The 19,988-nt window shown below is 35.5% G+C and carries 21 protein-coding genes; 20 read left to right on the top strand and 1 reads right to left on the bottom strand.

All coding sequences use genetic code 11. The annotated features are described in order from the left end of the window. The first annotated feature begins 20 nt into the window (after window positions 1-20). From aceA to CHRYMOREF3P_RS09685, 11 genes are all read left to right on the top strand, one after another. Complete coding sequence (gene aceA / locus CHRYMOREF3P_RS09735) at window positions 21-1,301, top strand: isocitrate lyase (RefSeq protein ID WP_077419119.1); 1,281 nt, start codon at window positions 21-23, stop codon at window positions 1,299-1,301. Window positions 1,302-1,461: 160 nt separating this feature from the next. Next, window positions 1,462-2,034: an OmpH family outer membrane protein gene (locus CHRYMOREF3P_RS09730; protein ID WP_180564501.1), complete on the top strand. Its 573-nt coding sequence runs from the start codon at window positions 1,462-1,464 to the stop codon at window positions 2,032-2,034. A 117-nt stretch (window positions 2,035-2,151) separates the two neighbouring features. Further along, a complete protein-coding gene (locus CHRYMOREF3P_RS09725) occupies window positions 2,152-2,559 on the top strand; it encodes an acyl-CoA thioesterase (RefSeq protein WP_232538998.1) in 408 nt (135 codons plus the stop codon). Window positions 2,560-2,638: 79 nt separating this feature from the next. Beyond that, entirely contained in the window at window positions 2,639-3,805 is a 1,167-nt protein-coding gene (locus tag CHRYMOREF3P_RS09720) for a hypothetical protein (protein ID WP_180564500.1), read from the top strand. Window positions 3,806-3,840: 35 nt separating this feature from the next. Further along, window positions 3,841-4,227, top strand: a complete 387-nt coding sequence (locus tag CHRYMOREF3P_RS09715) for a hypothetical protein (RefSeq protein ID WP_180564499.1) — start codon at window positions 3,841-3,843, stop codon at window positions 4,225-4,227. Window positions 4,228-4,300: 73 nt separating this feature from the next. Beyond that, window positions 4,301-5,743: a serine hydrolase gene (locus tag CHRYMOREF3P_RS09710; RefSeq protein WP_077419123.1), complete on the top strand. Its 1,443-nt coding sequence runs from the start codon at window positions 4,301-4,303 to the stop codon at window positions 5,741-5,743. A gap of 220 nt (window positions 5,744-5,963) precedes the next feature. Then, window positions 5,964-7,217, top strand: coding sequence for an erythromycin esterase family protein (locus CHRYMOREF3P_RS09705; RefSeq protein WP_180564498.1), 1,254 nt, complete (start codon window positions 5,964-5,966; stop codon window positions 7,215-7,217). 86 nt (window positions 7,218-7,303) lie between these two features. After that, the gene (locus CHRYMOREF3P_RS09700; protein ID WP_077419125.1) at window positions 7,304-7,747 is read left to right on the top strand and encodes a 6-pyruvoyl trahydropterin synthase family protein; all 444 of its coding nucleotides are present in this window, start codon (window positions 7,304-7,306) and stop codon (window positions 7,745-7,747) included. Between the two features lie 23 nt (window positions 7,748-7,770). After that, window positions 7,771-8,541, top strand: a complete 771-nt coding sequence (locus tag CHRYMOREF3P_RS09695) for a UDP-2,3-diacylglucosamine diphosphatase (RefSeq protein ID WP_180564497.1) — start codon at window positions 7,771-7,773, stop codon at window positions 8,539-8,541. A 194-nt stretch (window positions 8,542-8,735) separates the two neighbouring features. After that, window positions 8,736-9,728: an acyl transferase gene (locus CHRYMOREF3P_RS09690; RefSeq protein ID WP_180564496.1), complete on the top strand. Its 993-nt coding sequence runs from the start codon at window positions 8,736-8,738 to the stop codon at window positions 9,726-9,728. A gap of 163 nt (window positions 9,729-9,891) precedes the next feature. Then, window positions 9,892-10,437: a hypothetical protein gene (locus CHRYMOREF3P_RS09685; protein WP_180564495.1), complete on the top strand. Its 546-nt coding sequence runs from the start codon at window positions 9,892-9,894 to the stop codon at window positions 10,435-10,437. A gap of 148 nt (window positions 10,438-10,585) precedes the next feature. On the opposite strand, the gene aqpZ is transcribed toward CHRYMOREF3P_RS09685, so the two are convergent. After that, the gene (gene aqpZ, locus CHRYMOREF3P_RS09680; protein WP_034696881.1) at window positions 10,586-11,302 is read right to left on the bottom strand and encodes an aquaporin Z; all 717 of its coding nucleotides are present in this window, start codon (window positions 11,300-11,302) and stop codon (window positions 10,586-10,588) included. A 218-nt stretch (window positions 11,303-11,520) separates the two neighbouring features. On the opposite strand from aqpZ, the gene CHRYMOREF3P_RS09675 reads away from it, so the two are divergent. The 9 genes from CHRYMOREF3P_RS09675 (at window position 11,521) to CHRYMOREF3P_RS09635 (ending at window position 19,893) form a co-directional block, all read left to right on the top strand. Further along, window positions 11,521-12,141, top strand: coding sequence for a DUF5715 family protein (locus CHRYMOREF3P_RS09675; RefSeq protein WP_077419129.1), 621 nt, complete (start codon window positions 11,521-11,523; stop codon window positions 12,139-12,141). Window positions 12,142-12,204: 63 nt separating this feature from the next. Further along, complete coding sequence (locus CHRYMOREF3P_RS09670) at window positions 12,205-12,984, top strand: hypothetical protein (RefSeq protein ID WP_232538996.1); 780 nt, start codon at window positions 12,205-12,207, stop codon at window positions 12,982-12,984. Window positions 12,985-13,001: 17 nt separating this feature from the next. Next, window positions 13,002-13,631, top strand: a complete 630-nt coding sequence (locus CHRYMOREF3P_RS09665) for a hypothetical protein (protein WP_077419131.1) — start codon at window positions 13,002-13,004, stop codon at window positions 13,629-13,631. 200 nt (window positions 13,632-13,831) lie between these two features. Beyond that, a complete protein-coding gene (locus CHRYMOREF3P_RS09660; RefSeq protein ID WP_228408910.1) occupies window positions 13,832-14,413 on the top strand; it encodes a sensor histidine kinase in 582 nt (193 codons plus the stop codon). Further along, window positions 14,382-15,059, top strand: coding sequence for a response regulator (locus CHRYMOREF3P_RS09655; RefSeq protein WP_047386609.1), 678 nt, complete (start codon window positions 14,382-14,384; stop codon window positions 15,057-15,059). Before CHRYMOREF3P_RS09660 ends, CHRYMOREF3P_RS09655 begins: the two co-directional genes overlap by 32 nt. A gap of 149 nt (window positions 15,060-15,208) precedes the next feature. Further along, window positions 15,209-16,561 carry a T6SS phospholipase effector Tle1-like catalytic domain-containing protein gene (locus CHRYMOREF3P_RS09650; protein ID WP_180564493.1) on the top strand — a complete coding sequence of 451 codons (1,353 nt, stop codon included), beginning with the start codon at window positions 15,209-15,211 and terminating at the stop codon, window positions 16,559-16,561. A 251-nt stretch (window positions 16,562-16,812) separates the two neighbouring features. Then, the gene (locus CHRYMOREF3P_RS09645) at window positions 16,813-17,547 is read left to right on the top strand and encodes a hypothetical protein (protein WP_180564492.1); all 735 of its coding nucleotides are present in this window, start codon (window positions 16,813-16,815) and stop codon (window positions 17,545-17,547) included. Window positions 17,548-17,583: 36 nt separating this feature from the next. Next, window positions 17,584-17,832: a hypothetical protein gene (locus tag CHRYMOREF3P_RS09640; protein WP_077419135.1), complete on the top strand. Its 249-nt coding sequence runs from the start codon at window positions 17,584-17,586 to the stop codon at window positions 17,830-17,832. 135 nt (window positions 17,833-17,967) lie between these two features. Further along, on the top strand, window positions 17,968-19,893 hold the full coding sequence (locus CHRYMOREF3P_RS09635) for an ABC-F family ATP-binding cassette domain-containing protein (RefSeq protein WP_180564491.1): 1,926 nt from the start codon (window positions 17,968-17,970) through the stop codon (window positions 19,891-19,893). Window positions 19,894-19,988: the final 95 nt, after the last annotated feature.

The raw sequence follows: 19,988 nt of genomic DNA, 5'->3' as shown, positions 1-19,988 counted from the left end.
TCAAACAAAATCCAAATATTATGAAAACAAGACAAGAACAAATCCAGGCTATAGAACAAGACTGGCTGACAAATCCACGTTGGAACGGTGTAAAAAGGCCCTATACAGCAGCAGAAGTTTTGAAACTTCGCGGTTCTTATACCATAGAATATACCATTGCTACGGAAATGTCCAAAAAATTCTGGAATAAATTAAATAACCAGGATTATGTGGCAGGACTTGGAGCTCTTACAGGCAATCAGGCCGTGCAGGAAGTAGATGCCGGACTGGAAGCTATTTACCTTTCAGGATGGCAGGTGGCTGCAGATGCCAATTTATCGGGAGAAATGTATCCGGATCAATCACTGTATCCCGCCAATTCAGTGCCTTCTGTGGTAAAGAAAATTAATAATGCATTGCTGAGGGCAGATCAGGTACAATCTGTGAGCGGAGCTGGAGATAAAGAATATCTGGTACCCATCATTGCAGATGCAGAAGCAGGTTTTGGAGGTAACCTGAATGCTTTTGAACTGATGAAGCAGATGATAGAAGCGGGAGCTGCTGCCGTACACTTTGAAGATCAGCTTTCTTCTGCAAAAAAATGCGGACACCTGGGCGGAAAAGTATTGGTGCCAACACAGGAGGCAGTCAACAAACTGATTGCAGCACGTCTGGCAGCCGATGTACTGGGAGTTCCGAGTCTTATTATTGCAAGAACAGATGCGGATGCAGCGGATTTACTGACCTCTGATATTGATGACAGAGATAAGAAATTCGTAACAGGAGAAAGAACTGCTGAAGGATTTTATGTAGTAAGAAACGGAGTAGAGCAGGGAATCGACAGAGGTTTGTCCTATGCTCCATATGCAGATCTGATCTGGATGGAAACCTCAAATCCTGATCTGGAGCAGGCAAGAAGATTTGCAGAAGGAATTCATGCGAAATTCCCTGGGAAAATGCTTGCTTATAACTGTTCTCCTTCATTCAACTGGGCGGCAAGGCTGAGCGTGGAAGAGATGTCTACTTTCCGTGAAGAGCTGGCAAAAATGGGGTACAAATTCCAGTTTATTACATTGGCAGGATTCCATGCTTTGAATACAGCAATGTTTGAATTGGCATTAGCTTATAAAGAAAGAGGAATGGCTGGATACTCAGAACTGCAGGAACGTGAGTTTGCCCTGCAGCAGAAAGGATTCAGAGCGGTGAAGCATCAGTCTTTTGTAGGGACGGGGTATTTTGATGAAATACAGAATGTTGTTACAAACGGTTCTTCAGCTACTGTAGCAATGAAAGATTCTACAGAAACCGCACAATTCCATTAGTCATTTTTTCCATATTTTTTTGATGTTAAACCTTCCTTATTGGGGAGGTTTTTCTTTGTTTGCCTGCTTTTAATTCATTCAGATTTTCAGGAATAAATGTTATATGATAAGTAATTAAAATTTGAATTATATTTGGGGACGAAAAAATATTATTAAAACAATGAATTTAATTAAAGTACTTTTTATTACATTAGGATTAACGCTTACTGCAAATGCTGTAAATGCTCAACAGAAAATTGGAAGTGTAAACACAGAAGAAATTTTTGCAAGTTTATCTGAAGTAAAAACTATAGGAACTACCATTGATAATCTGACTAAAACAAAACAGACTGAAATTGAAAAGCTGATCAATGATTATCAGACTAAGCTGAAAACGGCACAGGATAAAGAAAAAACCTTAAATGAGTCTAACAAAGAAGCAGTAACTAAAGAACTGATTGCAGCACAAACAGAATTACAAGGTTTAGGTAAAAAAATAGAAGAAACTAGAGCGCAGGCAGCTAAAGATATTTCTGCCAAGCAAAATGAAATGCTTACTCCACTGCAAAAGAAAGTAAGAGATGCTATTTTTGCTGTTGCTAAAGAAAAAAATCTAAGCTATGTATTTGATACAGCAGCACAGGAAGCTAATAACCTGCTTTATACGGACGGAAGTGAGGATATTACGGCTATTGTAAAAACCAAATTAGGTGCTACGGCAACTGCTGCTAAGCCTGCTGGAAAATCTAAATAATAATTTCAATATACTGAATATTGAACGGAATCAGAGAGCATCTGATTCCGTTTTTATTTTAGAAAATAAATTTTTGTTCTTATAGAACGAAGACCGTTCTGTTTTAAAATGATAAATTTGAGTAAACTTTTCATGAGCATGAATTTAATGTACGAAAAACAGATAAAGGTAACAGAAGAACATATTGATCAGAACAACCATGTAAATAATGTACAATATGTACATTGGGTGGAAGAAGTGGCCGCAGAGCACTGGGATCTTCTAAAATATCAAACCGAATATGTAAACGATGCCTGGATGCTCCTGGATCACCATATCCAATATAAAAAACAGGTTTATCTGAATGATATTATCACAGTAAGAACCTATCCTATGGTCCCTGAAGGAGCTAAACAGCCAAGAAAAGTGGAATTTTACTGCAATGATGAGCTGGTGGTAGATTCAAGTACACTTTGGATTCTCTTCGATCCGGAAACCAAGAAGATCAAACGTCTGGGAAGTGACTGGCTCGAGAAATTTTTCTAGATCGTAAAATGATTAAAATCAAAGTAGGAAATAGAATTTTTATTTTTAACCTACAATATTCAATAAAAAACTACATAACATGAAATTCTTTTATTCGCTGGCTTTACTATTGTTGAGCATTGCAGCCCATAGCCAGGACAATCCTTACCTGTTTTCCGATGATATTAAAAAGAAGGTGGAAGATCCTGCTCAAAGTCAATCCTGGAGAAGCCAGATGGGTGCAACATATTACTCCATAAGCGGACACTATAAACCTGCACTGGAAAGTTGGGACCAGACTTTCGGAAGGGTGAAAAAGCTAAACACTGCCGATAGTCTGAAATTCACAAAATTAATCCCGGTCAATGCAAAAGAATATATCCTGAAAAAAGCAGACGATGAGAAAATAATCATCATCAATGAGGCTCATCACAATGCAAGTCACAGAACTTTTGCATCTTCTTTACTTCAGGGGTTATATGATAGAGGCTACAGATACATAGGAATCGAAACACTGGAAGGAGATTCTCTAAATACTGTAAAATTTGCTACCCTCAACAGCGGATATTATTCTAAGGAACCGGAATTCGGAAACTTTATTTATAATGCTTTGAAAATTGGATTCAAGCTTTTTCCTTACGAAGCTGAAGGCAATAATAAAGAAAGGGAAATTGGAGAAGCCAAAAATATTTTCAATTTTATGCAGCAAAATAAAGAAGGCAAATATCTGATTTACTGTGGGTATCAGCATGCTTATGAAGGTATTCATAAATCCTGGGAAAAGACAATGGCTGGGCGGCTTTCAGACTTGACAGGGATCAATCCATTGACCATAGACCAAACTCAGTTTTCAGAAAAAAGCTTATTGAAGTATAATGAACCGCTTTTGAAATTGGTAAATAATACTGTTCCAGTTGTTTTGAAAGATGAAAACCAAATGATCTATAATGGTGAGGACAAAGAGTTGTATACAGATATTAAAATCATTCATCCCGTTACAAAATACATCAAAGGCAGGCCAGGTTGGATGCTGCATGAAAACAGAAAGTTTTATAAAATTCCAGCTGCTCAACTTTCAACATATCCGGTTATGGTTTTTGCATACCGAAAAGGTGAATTTGAACAAAAAGGAATTCCTGCCGATATCATTGAACTCAACACGCCTCAAGACCATCATTTTTTAATCCTTGATAAAGGAAATTATGATATTGTCATTAAAGATAAAGAGTACAACATCATTCATAGATTTGAAAAAAGAATAAAATAAAATTCAGGCAGAAATCAGTTGGGTAAAATGAGACAATGAAAAATAAGTTGAGGAAAATTACCATTAATACTATTGAGTATCTGTATTCTGTGACAGACCAGTTCCATTCTGAAACAGCAACCAATACTCTGACTGTAAAAATTTTTTTAAATGGTCAGAAAAAAACTCCTTTAATCATTAAATTCCTGACGGCCGATTATTATATGATGGGACAGCCTTTAAAATCGGGTGTTAAGCTGATAAATAAAATTACAGGCTCGGAAGATGAGGTTAATCTTAATGAGCCCAAATACATCAAACAGTTTATTTTATTGGGATTAAAAAAAGGATGGTTGGGAACTCATTCAATAGAAATACAAAACGGACTTCATTATTTGAATGAATTAGGTTTTGAAACAGACAAATTAATTCCCGGAGAATAAAGTTTTTTTCTTCAATGTAATATAATAAGACTAATAATTGTTTTTAATAGAGTAGTAAGAAACAAACATTACCATGAAACCATCCATTTTAACGATACTTTTTTTGAATTTTTTCTTTACGGGTCATAGCCAGACCGCAGACCAGTCAAAAACAATCGATAGCTATATAAAAAAGGTTATCCAAATCAATGAAATACCAGGATTAGCCGTGGGAATCGTTACAAATAATAAAGTAACCTTCCAGAAATACTATGGAACGGAAACCTTAGAGACTGATAAAAAAGTAGATGCCAATTCCATGTTCAGGGTATATTCTACTACAAAATTGATATCAAATGTTGGGCTCTTTCAGCTCGTTGAGCAGGGAAAAGTATCTTTGGAAGATAAAATCTCAAAATATATAGACCATGTGCCCACAGAATGGCAAAATATTCAGGTGAAGAATCTTTTATCACATTCTTCAGGATTACCGGACTGGATTAACTTCAGTGATATTGCAGCAGATACAGCCAATGATGAAGTGATTGCCAGGCTGTCAAAAGAAAAAATGGAATTTGAAACCGGAACTGATTACAGATATAACCAGACCAATTATATGCTGATATCTATGATCATTGAAAAAGTAACCGGAGAAAAATTTGAAGAGTATATCGTGAAGAATCAGTTTTCGGACTCTAAAAATCAGGTGGTCTTTTCATCCAATTCTATTGAAAAAATTCCCAACAGAATTGTAAAATATAGTTACAACAAGGAGAAACATCAATATGATAAATCTACATTTGTAGAAGGGAGAAGAGCACATCCCGCGAATGGTTTGGCCATTACATTACCTGCTTTTTTACAATGGAGTATCCATCTCAGCAAAAATGATTTTCTAAAACCTGCCACACAAGAATTAATGTGGAAACCGTTTGAATATAAAAATAAAGACATCACCTTCACTCATGGCTGGGATATGGGAACTTTTAATAATATAAAATCCTATCATTTTTCTGGTGGAAATGTGAGTGCATACAGAATTTTCCCGGACAAAAATATGGCTGTTGTATTGATGTACAACGGATATAAAGAATTTGCAGTGATGTATCAGGTGATCAATCAGATTGCGGGTATTATGGATAAGCATTTGCTGAATCCTTACACATTGGCAGAAGAATATACAAAGTCTGAACCTCTTGTTCATCCCAATCTTAAAAAAGAAATCTATGGGTATCGTACAGAAAAAGAGAATGTTGTTTTTTCTTATCAATTTCCTGAAAATCAAAGTATAGAATTTATCAGGAATATTTCGGTTTCCGGCTCGTTTAATGACTGGAATCCGGATGATAAGACCTATTATATGAATCTGAAAAAGAACAATACTTTTGAGCTGGTCTTACCAAAGTCTCAGTTTGAAAAAGGAAAAACGTATCAGTTCAAATTTATAATGAATAAGAACGGCTGGCTTACTGTACCTTACAATGCAATCAACGTTGATGGAACTCCGGATAATAATTTAACCTTAAAAATAGATTAAAAAAGGGAGATATTGAACGTGGAAACACAAAAATAAAAGTTTTAGGAGAGCAATCAGAATAGGTTGTTATGATAACCAGTAAAGTAAAGATTGAGTGAGTTAATGAAGAGTTAATGTCATGTTCTGAAGAGAAATTTGTATAACTTATTTTTAAATTTACCGTAACAAATAAGGCTTTTATGCTGTCTTTAGGTAAGAACAAGCCATTGAAAATTATATAATGCTAAAGAAATATTTTTTACTCAATCTCATATTAATTTCCTCCATAGGATTTTCACAGAATACAAAAGTAGAAATACAATTTCAAACTCACTCTACAAGCCAAACTAAGGCTGTAAAAAAAATTAGTGAACACATAAAAGATTATGTAATCGTTGGACTGGGGGAAGGTACACATGGAACCAAAGAGTTTAATGAAATAAGAAGTGAAATCTCAAAACAGCTGATTAGCAAAAATGATTTTAGAATTGTAGCCTTTGAAAGTTCTTATGGTGATGCCGTATTCCTTAATGAAGCAGTGAACTCTGATGTTGATTTAAAAGAGGCATTGAAAAAATATATGACTTCTATCTGGCAGACAAAAGAAATTAATACCCTTTTGGAGTGGATCAGAGCATACAATAAGAATCATAAAGACAAAGTAATCATTTCCGGATTCGATACTGATTCTCTCACGAAGAGTGCTGAAATTTTGAAAAAAACCGATGATTTTGGAAAGGACTATTCTGAGATGACAGGAGAAATTCAAAAAAAAGCCATGTTACAGGATGGAATGTGGGAAAAACAAAATGATCCATCTTTCAGATTGAATATGAAGGAAGTAATAAAAAATGGGACAGAAGGATATATACTCACTAAAAAGGTAGACAGCTTATATGGTAAGAAAATGGATTTGAGTTCAAAACTGGCATTAGAGCATCTCGAACTTGGATTTAAAATACCTTATGAAGCGAGTAAAAAGAATTATGATGTTTCCAGAGATTTTATCATGGCCGAGATGATTAAAAACATTCAGTCAGGGTATGATAAAAAAATGATTCTTTTTGCACATGACGGACATGTTGCATTGAAACCTATACTGGTAGATGGTATGGGAGGGTATTTAAAAGAAAAATACGGAAACAAATATTACGCACTGGCAACAGCTACTGTTTTAGGAACCTATAGTGCTACTGCAGATCCCCGTGCAGTAAAGAACAACAAATACAGCTCTTATCCACTGCCAAAACAATTGGAAAATAGCTGGGAAGAGAAATTGGGGAGCAAAAAAAGTGAAAACTATTTTGTAGACTTCCGCAGCAGCAATGAAGAAATATATGGAAAGGCTTTTAAAATGAGACTTCTGGGATACAACCCTATAACACCAGCAACAGAAAAATTTACCATCACAGAACCCCTTAAGTTAAACGAATGTTTTGATGGAATAATTTTTATAAAACATACAAATGCCGCAGAACACTTATCTACAGATTAAATCCTGAGAATTTCAATAGATTTTGTGAATCAATTTATAGACGGTCTGGCTTTCCAAGTTAGGCCGTTTTATTATATCTTTGCAGTATGATACGTATTACAAAAATTTTTACATTTGAAACAGCTCACGTGCTTTACAACTACGATGGGAAGTGTAAAAATATGCATGGACATTCCTATAAGCTGTTTGTAACAGTGAAAGGAAAACCGATCAATGATATTGAAAATCCTAAAAATGGAATGGTGGTAGATTTCGGAGATATCAAAAGTATCGTAAATTCCGAAATTGTAGATGTATGGGACCATGCGGTTCTTGTAAATGCTCTGTCTCCACACAAAGAATTGGGAGATGACCTGGAACAGAAAGGGCATAAAGTAATCTATTGCAGTTTCCAGCCAACCTGTGAAAACATGTTGTATGCTATTGCTGCTAAAGTAAAATCAAAACTTCCTGATGGAATTTCTTTAGCCTATCTTAAACTTCATGAGACAGAAAACTCTTATGGAGAATGGTTTGCAGAAGATAATTAATAATTTACCCCAAAACTCAGAAAGTGTTAAAGACAACAATTAATTTAGAACCTGGAAAAAAAGTATATTTCGCTTCAGATCAGCATTTTGGAGCTCCCACTCCAAGTGAGAGCAAAGTGCGTGAAGAAAAATTTATACGCTGGATGAATGAGATCAAAGAAGATGCTCAGGTTTTGTTTTTAATGGGCGATCTTTTTGACTTCTGGCATGAGTGGAAACATGTGGTTCCCAAAGGGTATATCCGGGTACTCGGAAAAATTGCAGAACTTAAAGACAGAGGAATTCATATTTATTTCTTTGTCGGAAACCATGATCTGTGGATGAAAGATTATCTGGAAGAGGAGATTGGCTGTACTGTTTTTTATCAGAAACAATATTTTGAAATGGGAGGAAAGCAGTTTTTGCTGGCCCATGGAGACGGGCTGGGACCTGGTGACAAAGGATATAAGAGAATGAAAAAATTATTCACAAATCCGGTGGCACAATGGTTCTTCAAATGGCTTCATCCCGATATTGCGATGAAAGTTGCATTATACCTTTCTCAAAAAAATAAAATGATCTCCGGAGAAGAAGACAAAGCATTTCTGGGAGAAGATAAAGAATTTCTGATCATTTATTCCAAAGAAAAACTGAAGTCAGAGAAGATAGACTATTTCATCTATGGACACAGACATCTCCCAATGGTGCTTGATCTGGAGCAGAATTCAAAATATATCAACCTTGGAGACTGGATTTCCTATTTTACCTATGGGGTTTTTGAAAAGGATTTTGAACTGAAGACTTTTGAAAAATAAAGCAAAAAAAATTACCCCCAAAAAGAGGTAACTTTCGAACGGGCCGAAACCCATTCTTGTTTTTAATCCATATTCCATTGTGGTATGTGCAAGAAGCTTACCAAAATGTAATTTGTAGATTAAAAAAATATTAAATATCAATATTTTATCTTTATAATTGCTTTATACTGAAGTGATAAGGCGCTCAAAAGATTATGGAATTAAAAAATATATTCAATATACAGACTGAACAGGATTTCCTGAATGCATCATTGAAAACATTTCGCTATCAATATGAAAATGTTGAAATATACAGGAAATTCATCGACTTTCTGAATGTTAATCCTGATGAGGTGGATAGTTTGGTGAAGATTCCGTTTTTGCCTATCGAAATGTTCAAAAATCATCAGATTCTGGATAAGAATGTAACAACCGATCTGTTTTTTCAGAGTTCAGGAACAACGCAGATGAATCTGTCAAAACATTTCATTGCAGATCCGGAACTTTATGAAGAAAGTATTTATAAAAGTTTTGAACAGTTTATTGGGAAGCCGGAAGACTTTATTTTTCTGGGTTTACTTCCAAGTTATCTGGAAAAACAGCATTCGTCATTGATCTATATGGTAGATTATCTGATGAAAAAATCTGCCAAACCTGAAAACGGATATTTCCTTTATAACCATTCTGATCTTTTTGAGTTATTGAATAAACTTCAGGATAAAAAAGTCATTCTTTTCGGAGTTTCCTTTGCTCTTCTTGACTTCCTGGATTACTGTCATTCCGAAAGAAGCGAAGAATCTCTGAATTTTCTTGAAAATTTAATAGTGATTGAAACCGGAGGAATGAAAGGCAGAAAAGAAGAAATGACGAAAGATGAATTGTTGAAAATCTTAAAGGACGGTCTTAAAACAGATAAAATCTACTCAGAATACTCCATGACAGAGTTGCTTTCACAAGCGTATTCCCTTGGGAATAATGAATATGTATGTCCTAACTGGATGAGAATCATGGTTCGGAATGCAGAAGATCCTCTGGCCTATGAAAAAGAAGGAAAAACCGGAGCTATTAATATCATTGATCTTGCCAATACCCATTCCTGCTCTTTTATTGCGACGCAGGATTTAGGTAAAATTACAGGTAATAAATTTCAGGTACTGGGAAGAATAGATCATTCTGATATCAGAGGATGCAGTCTGCTGGTTAGCTAATGCTTTGAATATAACAAGACAATTGTGAATAGTCAATTCGCTTTGCTTGTCAATTTTGTATCATAATAAATAGCTTGCGACTTTTGCTGAGTGAAACGTCTTTGCGAACATTAAACAGCAAGTAAATAAAGAACTTTGTAAACATTGTGTTTATATTTTAACAATGATCAAAATAGAAGAACTCATACACGCCTATATCCATTCCCATTGCGATTTTGAAAAAGAAATCGTACTGACCAATTATTTTCAGGCCGATTGGGAAGCAGATATTCTGATCATAGATTCAGAAGGGGGAAGTCATGAAATCGAGATTAAGTTTTCGAAAAGTGATTTTAAAAATGATTTCAAAAAATCATATCTCAATAAAGATACCGGAGAAAAATTTTTGAAGCACGATAAAATTTCCTGTGGAGATTATATGTGTAATTCTTTTAGCTTTTTACTTCCGATGGGAATGATAAATGCTGCCCTTATCCCCGAACACTGTGGAATTATTGAATTTTACCATAACGCAGACACCTGGGAAACCGAATTTTATCTGATCCGCCCACCCAAAAAACTTCATGAAGATTCTTACTGGAAACTGAATGATAAAGATTTTTTTATAAGGAAAATGGCGCTCAATCTTCTTCAGCGTAAAATGGAGATCAAAGGAAAGCATGAAGAACTGATCTTCAAAAATCCTTTTGATATCAAAAAACTGAAATAAAGCCAGGAGATTCTGGTAAATAAAATGATATAATTTTAACGCAAAGTTCAATTTTCTATATTAAAAATTTAGAATAGTGTATTTGTGATCATAAAATAAAAAAATCCTGCCGCCTGACAGGATTTTATCATTGAATATGATTTTAAAATTAATCTGCAATTTCTGCGGTGTCTCTCTGAAGCAAGAACTTGTAAATCAATCCTCCTACAACTCCTCCTAAAATAGGAGCTACCCAGAACAGCCAAAGCTGTGACATGGCAATTCCTCCCATGAAGACAGCCTGTGAAAGTGATCTTGCAGGGTTTACTGAAGTATTTGTAATAGGAATAGAAATCAGGTGAATCAAAGTAAGAGCAAGACCGATAGCAAGACCGGCAAATTTACCGTTGGCCCATTTATCTGTAGCTCCCATGATCACAATAAGGAAAAAGGCAGTTAATAAAAACTCAGCCAGGAACGCAGCTCCCATACTGAAAGCTTTTCCGTTGTAAACGGCCTCTCCGTAAAAGTTCGTGGCAAAATCTCCGGGTTTTGAGAATTCTACCGCTCCTGCACCATTTAGGATTGTATACAGACATCCTGCTGCTACAATGGCTCCCAGACACTGGGCTACGATGTAAGGAATAAGATCTTTGGCAGGAAATCTTCCCCCGGCTAAAAGTCCAAAAGAAACTGCCGGATTAAAGTGTCCTCCTGAAATATGACCTACAGCGTAAGCCATCGTAAGAACAGTAAGACCAAATGCCAAAGCAACTCCTAAAAGTCCGATGCCAATGTCGGGAACACCGGCTGCGAAAACAGCGCTTCCACACCCTCCGAAAACAAGCCAAAATGTGCCGAAAAATTCAGCGAAAAGTTTTTTTATCATGTTGTTTATTATTTATGTATCTCAAATGTAAAATTTAAATCTTAAAGTAAAAAGTTAAAACTGAAAAAAAAACTCAAAAAAGAGTGAACAAAAATTATAAAATCGATAATTTGGTGTAAAGTTTGTTTGGGATTTATTTATACAGTATTATAGTCGGTTTTGAAAGATATAACATAAATGTTTTATCTTTCATTTGTAATTTAAAAGGATGGTGAATGAGAAAGTTTCTTTGTGTGGTCTTTGTACCCTTTATTTATAGTTTACATTATTCGCAGGCAGCAAAAAAGGCTTTTCCCTGCTATGATCTTACTACTGTACTGAAGGTTGAACCTACACCGCTTTACAAACCCCATCTTGATGCCTCAAAGAGTTTTGGAATAGAGCTGTTGAAAGACTCCAAAACAGTACAAAAGTATATCAACAAAGGTAAATTCCATAAAATAAAGAAATCTGGTAAAGGATATCAGGTTCAGAGACTTGATTACAGCAGGGCTTATATGGTATCCAAGGCCAAAACTACCCTTGAGAAGATGGGTTCAAAGTTCAGTAAAGATACAAAAGGAGGTACTTTTACCGTTTCATCCATTACCCGGACTCTTGAAGACCAATGCCGGTTGAGAAGAGTAAATTCTAATGCCTCACTAGGGATTAGTTCTCACAATTATGGTAACTCTTTTGACATTTCTTATGTAAGATTCAACAATGTTCTGAAGTACAATCCGAAAATGGAAATCGCTCTGGAGAAAGTTTTAAAGTATTATCAAAATATCGGTAGAATATATTACATTAAAGAAAGACAACAGAGCTGTTATCATATTACAGTGAAAAATTATTAATTAAAATCTTACTTGCGTAGCATGTTTAGTTTATATATTTTTATAGAACTAAAAACTATGCTTATGTCAACATTAAACATTGTAGACTATATGCTGCCTGTAGAAGAATGCAAAGCAGCATCAAACGAATGGAAAGCGTACTTCTCTGACTTTTCCAAAATTCAAAAGCTGATTCCTACCAACTATGTTTTTAATATTTCCAGTGAACACCTTGAGTGGATGAAGGAGTTCAAGGACTATAAAGACTTTTGTGCAGCAGTAGGAGTTTATAGAGATCGTCTGATTCTTATTTTTTACCCTATGAATAACGAAGGGGTAAAAATAGACGTTAAAGAATATCCGTACAGTTTCCTTACCGAGCTTGACAGAGACTTGAGACTGCAGGAGATTCAGGAATACACTATTGTTAGAAATGCTGTTCTTTCTAAAAATCTTCAAAGCACAGAGAAGAATGCTAATATGGGATTCCCGGTTTCCAATACACCTATTCTTGAGCAGGATATAGCAGTATCAGCTATTGAACGTTGGAGAAACGAAGGTATGGAGTGGTTTTATAAAGAATGTAGAGAAAATGAAGGTATTGGAATTTTCAGAAAATTCTATGTTCCTACCGCAGACCTTTGCCTTGAGGATGATGGTTTGCTGGGTATTACCTGTTCTTTTGGCCTTAGATACAATGATATCTATGGGAAAATGCTGGTAACTCTTATTTTTATTTCTACCCGATCAAATCTTAGAAATTCGGAGCTGGGAGCAGAGACCATTTCCAATACATATGACTGGGCAAAACCATGCCCTCCTATCTGCCGTATTCCGGACGTAGATGTCGGAAGTGGATTTTAAAAACGATAAACTGAGGAATGGCTGAACTTTATAAGGCAATTTTATTCCTGAATTATGCACTGCTTCTATCTGTTATACTGCTGGGAGCAGCAAAATACCGCATATTAAACCAAAAAGAAAAGCCGTATTTTTATTGTATTGCTTTTCTTTTTTTTATTGAACTGCTGAATCTGGCGCTGCCCTATATCTTCAGACTCAATGATACATCATTTCTTTATCCCTTTTATATTGCAGGAGAGTTTTTCTTGCTGACAGGTTTATTTATCAGAAAACTGGATTGGCCGAAATATGTTCTGGGACTTACAGGCCTGCTGGCGGGAGGTTTTATGATTTCAAAATATGGGTTTGATTATCCGTCCAATGCCGATATTGCAAAAGTGGTTTCCAATATTGTTATCATCTGCCTTTCCGGGTTTACCCTGATCCGTGAGATTAAAAACACCTCTGTACAGAATCAGAATCGTTTTATTCTGGTAGATGCCAGTATTTTTTTCTACTATTCTGTTTCGGTATTTATTTTTATCATCCAACATCAGATTGCAGAACTGTCGGAAAACGATTATTATATTATTCTCAGTGCCAATAATATTCTTTCGAGTATTTTGTACTGTTCATTTTTATATACTTTTATCAAATTAAAGAAGTAACTTTAAATATCAATCTGCTGATCCTTATAATTGTTACCATAACAGTTATAGTATCCTTTATTCTGCTTGCCTACAGAGCTTTTATAACCAGAATTATTAAAGAGAAGAGTGTACAACATGAGGCTGAAGTTCTTCACCAGAAAAAACTAGTACTGGAAAACATCAAAGCCCAGGAAGAAGAAAGGAAAAGAATTGCAGTAATGATTCATGATGATATCGGAAACCGCCTCAATATTCTTTCTTTATGGCTGAATAACCTCGATACCCAGGGTGATGATCTGATTAAAAAAAATATCTATGGCCAGATGTCTTCTCTGATTGATGCCGCCAGAAGTATTTCCCATTCATTGTACCCTGTAAATCTGGAATCGGTAGGATTGGTTTTATACGTTGAAGAATTAATAGCCAACCTTTCCCATAAAATTAATATATCCCTGCAGGTAATGCCGGGATATGAAAAGAAAGATCTTTTCGTAGAAGTTCAGCTGTACCGGATTATTCAGGAATTTACCACCAATGTGATCAAGCATTCAGATGCAGCAGATCTTTGGATCTATATTAAAGATTATCCTGAAAATATGGCTGTCATTATTTCTGATAACGGACAGGGTTTTGAATATGAAGAAGTGAAAAAAGGAATGGGAATAAAAAATATAGAATCCCGTATCAAATCAATGAACGCAACACACAAATGGAAAAAAACTTTTTTAAATAAAGGAAGTCGTTTAATCATAAAAATTCCAAAATATCATGAGTTCCCAAATCAAACTAGCACTGATTGATGATGAACAGCTGATCCTCGAAGGGGTAAAAATGTTGCTGTCTAATGAAAAAAATATATCGGTATGCCTTACCGCAGATAACGGGCCCGATTTTATAGATGACCTCGGAAAACTTTCAAAAGATGAATTTCCTGATATTGCTCTTGTAGATGTTCAGATGAAACCTATGAACGGTTTTGAACTGGTAGAAATCCTGAAGGAAAAATATCCTGACCTCAAAATCATTATCCTTTCATCCCATTATAAAACCTCTATCTTAGGATATATGGTCAAGCTGGGAGTATCGGCATTTCTTCCCAAAAATTCAAATAAAAAAACATTTATTGATGCCATCACGATGGTTGATAAAAATGGAGTTTTCTTTACGGCAGAAGACCATCAGATGCTTTTTACTTATATGAATGGTTCTGCAAAGAAAAATTCTCTTTTTGAAACAGAAGATGAGCTGTCTGAAAGAGAAAAGGATGTAGTAAAACTGATCTGTCAGGAGTTTACCAATAATGAAATAGGAGAAAAGCTCTTTATCAGCCCCAGAACCGTAGAAAGCCACAGGCAGCGTATTTTGGAGAAGATAGGAGCCAAAAATACTGTAGGAATAGTGATTTATGCTATTATTAACAATATTTATTCCCTTGAAAAAATGTAATCTGATTCCGTAGAAATACGGAATTTTTTATTTAGTACTTTTCACTCTACCTAACCTTGTTTTTCTTCTGTTATTTTGAAATGTCTCTTTTAGGGATTTTATTCAAAAAAACACAAACAAGATCTGTAATAAAAAATTAAAGTAAAAACATGAATGGCAGTAGAGTGATTTCCGTCGGGATTTTCTTTGACGGTACAGGAAATAATGGAGTAAATATTCTTTCACCGGATAAACCGCTGAACAACAATGAGAGTTATTATGGTACTTTCACCAATATCTATAAATTATACAGCTTATTTATTGGTGATGAAAAAATATATATCGAAGGAATTGGAACCGTAACGGGCAGTGAAGATAATAATTTTGCTATGGCAACATGTGCAAATCCACCCTATGGCAACGGATATTCTTCTGATGATAAACTTCAGAAAGCAGGAGATTTTGCACAGCAGATGATCCATGATCAGACAATAGAATACCATTTTTATATATATGGATTCGGGAGAGGAGGAATGCTGGCAAGAACTTTTTGTAATCAGCTTTTGACTCATTATTCTCTGGGAAACTGCAGAATAAAATTTTTAGGAGCTTTTGATACGGTAGAATCCAAACCTTTCAATACTTATAATCTGAATATCCCTGCTCAGGTAGAGAATGCTCTGCATATTTGCGCAGTAAATGAGAGCCGCTTTTTCTTTCCACTTACCGGTTTTTTTGAGAACTCAAAAATAATGGAAGATCAGAAATCAGAAAATGTGTCTTCCGTTTGGAAAGAAATCTTTGTGCCGGGTGATCACGCCGATATCGGAGGAGGATATCTTGAAGGTCCGCAGTCTGTTTATATTTCTACAGACTTCATTCATATTGATGATCTGCATCATTATGTTTCAGATATCAGGAATGAAAAAACCAATGCTGAAGGCAATAAAATCTGGGATGCTCTGCTTTCCGGATATGAAATTGAGACTGCCAATGGTCTTTCACAGGCATATATATGCCGGGATAAGGTATACAATGACCTTTCAAAAGTATATGGGAAATTGATGCTGGAAGAAACCAATGCTAAAGTATCCGTTTTCAGTACAGAAAACGATGCCTATTTTGGAACAGATTATAATAAGCATCCCTTTCTCAGTCGTTTTTATATCAAAATAAAAGAATATATAAAAGATCTTTCTGTGGGTAAAAAGCCAATCTATGATTTCGGAAAATTTGCAGACTACACCCATATTTCAGCAAATTTCGGGTTATATAGTAACAGCTTTTTGAAAAGATCCCAGCGGGAAATTACTATTGAATTGATTAATAACGGATTAAATGTTTCCAGCTGTACTTCCGTTGATCAAACCAGCCGGACAAGGCTTTCCGCTGAGCTTCATCTGCCAGAAGACAGTTTTGTTGCAGATTTTCTGTATGGGACCAGTGTTCCCAATAATGATGTCTGGGATCGTTCTATTTTAAAAACACCGGCAGCCATTACATTAAATGAAATTAAGAATTAGTGCCAACGCTTCTCAGTTTTAAATTTAGGTTAGGGGGACATCATGTTAGATGTTCCCTTTTTTATAAGTTAATGATTATCAGTGAGTACAATTACTGAATTTTAAATTTGGTATTTTATACGGTATTTTTTGGATGTTAAATCTCGTTACTTTGAATTGTTCATTTCGCGAAGCTTCAAAATATAATAGGAACAAAGGCGTATTCTGAAAAGCCTAATATCAAAAGAGTAAGAACACCAAAGATTAAAACAATGGAAAAGACACTCATTCAAAGAGCAGGTACTAGAATATTCTCAATTAACTTTGATTTTACCTCAGGGGAACAGAACGAAATTTTACAATATCTGCAGGCAAATGCTTATAGATTAATGGGATACAAAGGGGCAACGGGTACGAACCAGATTACTTCAGGAGTGCCGGCTTGGTTTGCTATTGATTATAGCAATATGTTTGGCATGGTGGATATTGATTATGAACCGGAATATAAAGTATATGTTTTCAATAAATCAATGATTGCTCCCAATACGACAATTCAAATGCAGGCATTATCACAGGAAATACCTTTAGGAACAGCTGTAAGTTTCCATCCAAATGGCTCATTTTCTATTAGGGGGACAGCCCCCGAAGGAGTAATTACGGTAAGAAATGAAAGACCTTTGGGTACTCCAGATCTCACAATAGGACTTGCAGCAAGAGTAGATGGACAATTTTTACCCTTTTGTGCATTTACTTCTAATGCCCAGGGACAGGTGAGTGTGGAGCCTAATGAAAATATAGTTTTATTTGCTGCTCAAACAAATATGAGAGAAGGTACTGTTACAAGTAATGCACTAGCACCAGGATGTGAATTTATGTTCAGTGATAAAAATACAGATTATGATTTACAGATGATTCAGGGAATATATGGTATTACAAATGCACCAGGAGGAGCTTTCGTGGACAAAGTATCTTCAGGACAATCTTTGAGAGAGCTTCTCAATAGATAAAATAATTTTATATCAATCACCAAAAACAAAATAATTATGAAAGTTTCAGAATGGCTTAAAAAAGCAAATAAACTTCTAGATACTTGTGAATATCAAATCAGTATTAAAAATGGGAGTAAACCCATTACAATGTCAGAAGCTAAGACTTTGAATGAATTGCAAGTTGCAATAGGGTCCAACCACGGGATCAAACAGGTAAAATATAAAGAAGCTGAAGCAACCCTTGTAGAAATGATTGCTATGGTAGAAGCAGGGCAGAAAACCCCACCGCTTACTCCGGGATAAGACCTTATAAAATCAATTCATATCCAAAAGAAAGCTGTCCGTTTTGGATAGCTTTTTTTATTTCTGGGCTATTCAGTTCTTTTTCCGTATTTTTGCACCCGAAAATTCATTATTCATTACTAATTATCAATTAAAATGCTTTCGGTTCAAAGTTTAGGATTACATCATTCAGGAAATTATTTATTTCAAAATGTCAATTTTACCATCAAAAAAGATGATAAAGTTGGCCTCGTAGGAAAAAATGGAGCGGGAAAATCCACTTTATTGAAAATGCTGTCCAAAGAAATTAATTTCTACGAAGGAGAAGTGGTCACTGAAGGAAGTGTTACCATTGGTTTCCTGAAACAGGATCTTGATTTTGTAAAAGGAAGAACTGTTTGGAACGAAACAATGCAGGCTTTCGAGCAGATTAATGCCTGGAAAAATGAGCTTGAAGAAGTGAATCACCAAATGGCTGTCAGAACAAATTACGAAAGTGATTCCTATACGGATTTGATTAATAAAATGACCGAGCTGAATGACCTTTTAATGAACCACGATGCCTACAATCTTGAAGGTGATATGGAAAAAGTGTTATTTGGTTTAGGATTTAAAGCAGATGATTTCCAAAAGGTTACTGATGAGTTTTCAGGAGGATGGAGAATGAGAATCGAACTGGCAAAATTACTTCTTCAGAAGAATGATATTATGCTTCTCGATGAGCCTACCAACCACCTGGATATGGAATCTATCATCTGGCTTGAAAACTTCCTGAGAGATTATCCGGGAGCTATTGTTCTTGTAAGTCACGATAAGCAGTTTATGACCGCTGTTTGTAACCGTACTTTTGATATTAATAATAAAAAAGTTGACGACTATAAAGCCAATTATACCAAATATCTTGTCATGAGAGAAGATCGCCGTGAAAAGCTGATTCAGGCTAAAAAGAATCAGGATGCGGAGATCAAACAGATGGAAGACAATATTAATAAGTTCCGTGCAAGTGCTACAAAAGCATCTTTTGCGCAGTCACTTATTAAGAAATTAGATAAAATAGAACGTATCGAAGTTGATAATGAAGACGTTTCAAAATTCAATATCCGTTTCGTACAGTCTATGGTTCCGGGGAAAGTGATCTTCGAAGCAATGAATCTTGGAAAATCTTATGGACAGAAACAGATCTTTGATGATGTAGATTTCATCGTTCAGAGAGGAGACAGAATTGCTCTGTTAGGACAAAACGGACAGGGAAAAACAACTTTGGCTAAAATTCTGGCAGGAGATATCAAAGATTATTCAGGAGCATGGAATCTTGGGCATAACGTTAATATCGGATACTTCGCACAGAATCAGGAAGAGGTTTTAACTCCTAATAAAACGGTTCTTGAAGAAGCAGAGGATGCAGCAACGGAAGAAACAAGACCTAGAGTAAGAGATTTACTAGGATCTTTCCTTTTCCAGGGAGATGCTGTTTCAAAGAAGACAAAAGTACTTTCCGGAGGGGAGAGAAACCGTCTGGCACTTTGTAAACTGTTGCTTCGTCCTTTCAACACGTTGATCATGGATGAACCTACCAACCACCTGGATATTCAGTCTAAGGAAATTATCAAGCTTGCACTGCAGAATTTTGAAGGGACTTTAATTGTGATCTCGCACGACAGGGAATTCCTTCAGGGACTTTGTGATAAGATCTATGAATTCCGTGACGGGAAAATGAAAGAATTCCTTGGAGACATCAATGAATATCTTGAATACAGACAAAAGGAAACAATCAGAGAGATTTCTGCAGAAAAAGCCAAACTTCATCAGGAAGTAAAGGTAGAACCTAAGAAAGTGGAAGAAAAACCGGCTGTTAGCACCCCATCTTCAAATATCGTTAGTAAAGAGCAGAAAAATATTCAGAATAAAATCAAGAAAGTAGAAGAGAGAATTTCCGAACTCGAAACAAAAATAGAGGAAATGGAAGCTTCTTTTGCCAAAGAAAATCCTTCAGATGAAACCTTAGAAAAATACAATAAAACTAAGGAAGACCTGGATACAGCTCTACAGGAGTGGGAATATCTTGGTACACAGCTTGATTAAAAAAATAGAAATGCTTCATAAACTAAAAATTATGAAGCATTTTTTTTGTAACAAAATACTTTTCATTTCTACCTATTATCAATAAGTCATAAGTA

This window comes from Chryseobacterium sp. JV274 (genome assembly GCF_903969135.1).
GTDB lineage: Bacteria > Bacteroidota > Bacteroidia > Flavobacteriales > Weeksellaceae > Chryseobacterium.
Note: the sequence above shows the minus strand (reverse complement) of the source record. Positions and strands in the feature narration are given on the sequence as shown.

Excerpts from the sequence above, each read along its gene's own strand:
- aceA (WP_077419119.1), top strand. The coding sequence starts at position 21 with ATGAAAACAAGACAAGAACAAATCCAGGCTATAGAACAAGACTGGCTG.
- CHRYMOREF3P_RS09730 (WP_180564501.1), top strand. The coding sequence starts at position 1,462 with ATGAATTTAATTAAAGTACTTTTTATTACATTAGGATTAACGCTTACT.
- CHRYMOREF3P_RS09720 (WP_180564500.1), top strand. The coding sequence starts at position 2,639 with ATGAAATTCTTTTATTCGCTGGCTTTACTATTGTTGAGCATTGCAGCC.
- CHRYMOREF3P_RS09715 (WP_180564499.1), top strand. The coding sequence starts at position 3,841 with ATGAAAAATAAGTTGAGGAAAATTACCATTAATACTATTGAGTATCTG.
- CHRYMOREF3P_RS09710 (WP_077419123.1), top strand. The coding sequence starts at position 4,301 with ATGAAACCATCCATTTTAACGATACTTTTTTTGAATTTTTTCTTTACG.
- CHRYMOREF3P_RS09705 (WP_180564498.1), top strand. The coding sequence starts at position 5,964 with ATGCTAAAGAAATATTTTTTACTCAATCTCATATTAATTTCCTCCATA.
- CHRYMOREF3P_RS09700 (WP_077419125.1), top strand. The coding sequence starts at position 7,304 with ATGATACGTATTACAAAAATTTTTACATTTGAAACAGCTCACGTGCTT.
- CHRYMOREF3P_RS09690 (WP_180564496.1), top strand. The coding sequence starts at position 8,736 with ATGGAATTAAAAAATATATTCAATATACAGACTGAACAGGATTTCCTG.
- CHRYMOREF3P_RS09685 (WP_180564495.1), top strand. The coding sequence starts at position 9,892 with ATGATCAAAATAGAAGAACTCATACACGCCTATATCCATTCCCATTGC.
- CHRYMOREF3P_RS09675 (WP_077419129.1), top strand. The coding sequence starts at position 11,521 with ATGAGAAAGTTTCTTTGTGTGGTCTTTGTACCCTTTATTTATAGTTTA.
- CHRYMOREF3P_RS09670 (WP_232538996.1), top strand. The coding sequence starts at position 12,205 with ATGTCAACATTAAACATTGTAGACTATATGCTGCCTGTAGAAGAATGC.
- CHRYMOREF3P_RS09665 (WP_077419131.1), top strand. The coding sequence starts at position 13,002 with ATGGCTGAACTTTATAAGGCAATTTTATTCCTGAATTATGCACTGCTT.
- CHRYMOREF3P_RS09660 (WP_228408910.1), top strand. The coding sequence starts at position 13,832 with ATGATTCATGATGATATCGGAAACCGCCTCAATATTCTTTCTTTATGG.
- CHRYMOREF3P_RS09655 (WP_047386609.1), top strand. The coding sequence starts at position 14,382 with ATGAGTTCCCAAATCAAACTAGCACTGATTGATGATGAACAGCTGATC.
- CHRYMOREF3P_RS09650 (WP_180564493.1), top strand. The coding sequence starts at position 15,209 with ATGAATGGCAGTAGAGTGATTTCCGTCGGGATTTTCTTTGACGGTACA.
- CHRYMOREF3P_RS09645 (WP_180564492.1), top strand. The coding sequence starts at position 16,813 with ATGGAAAAGACACTCATTCAAAGAGCAGGTACTAGAATATTCTCAATT.
- CHRYMOREF3P_RS09640 (WP_077419135.1), top strand. The coding sequence starts at position 17,584 with ATGAAAGTTTCAGAATGGCTTAAAAAAGCAAATAAACTTCTAGATACT.
- CHRYMOREF3P_RS09635 (WP_180564491.1), top strand. The coding sequence starts at position 17,968 with ATGCTTTCGGTTCAAAGTTTAGGATTACATCATTCAGGAAATTATTTA.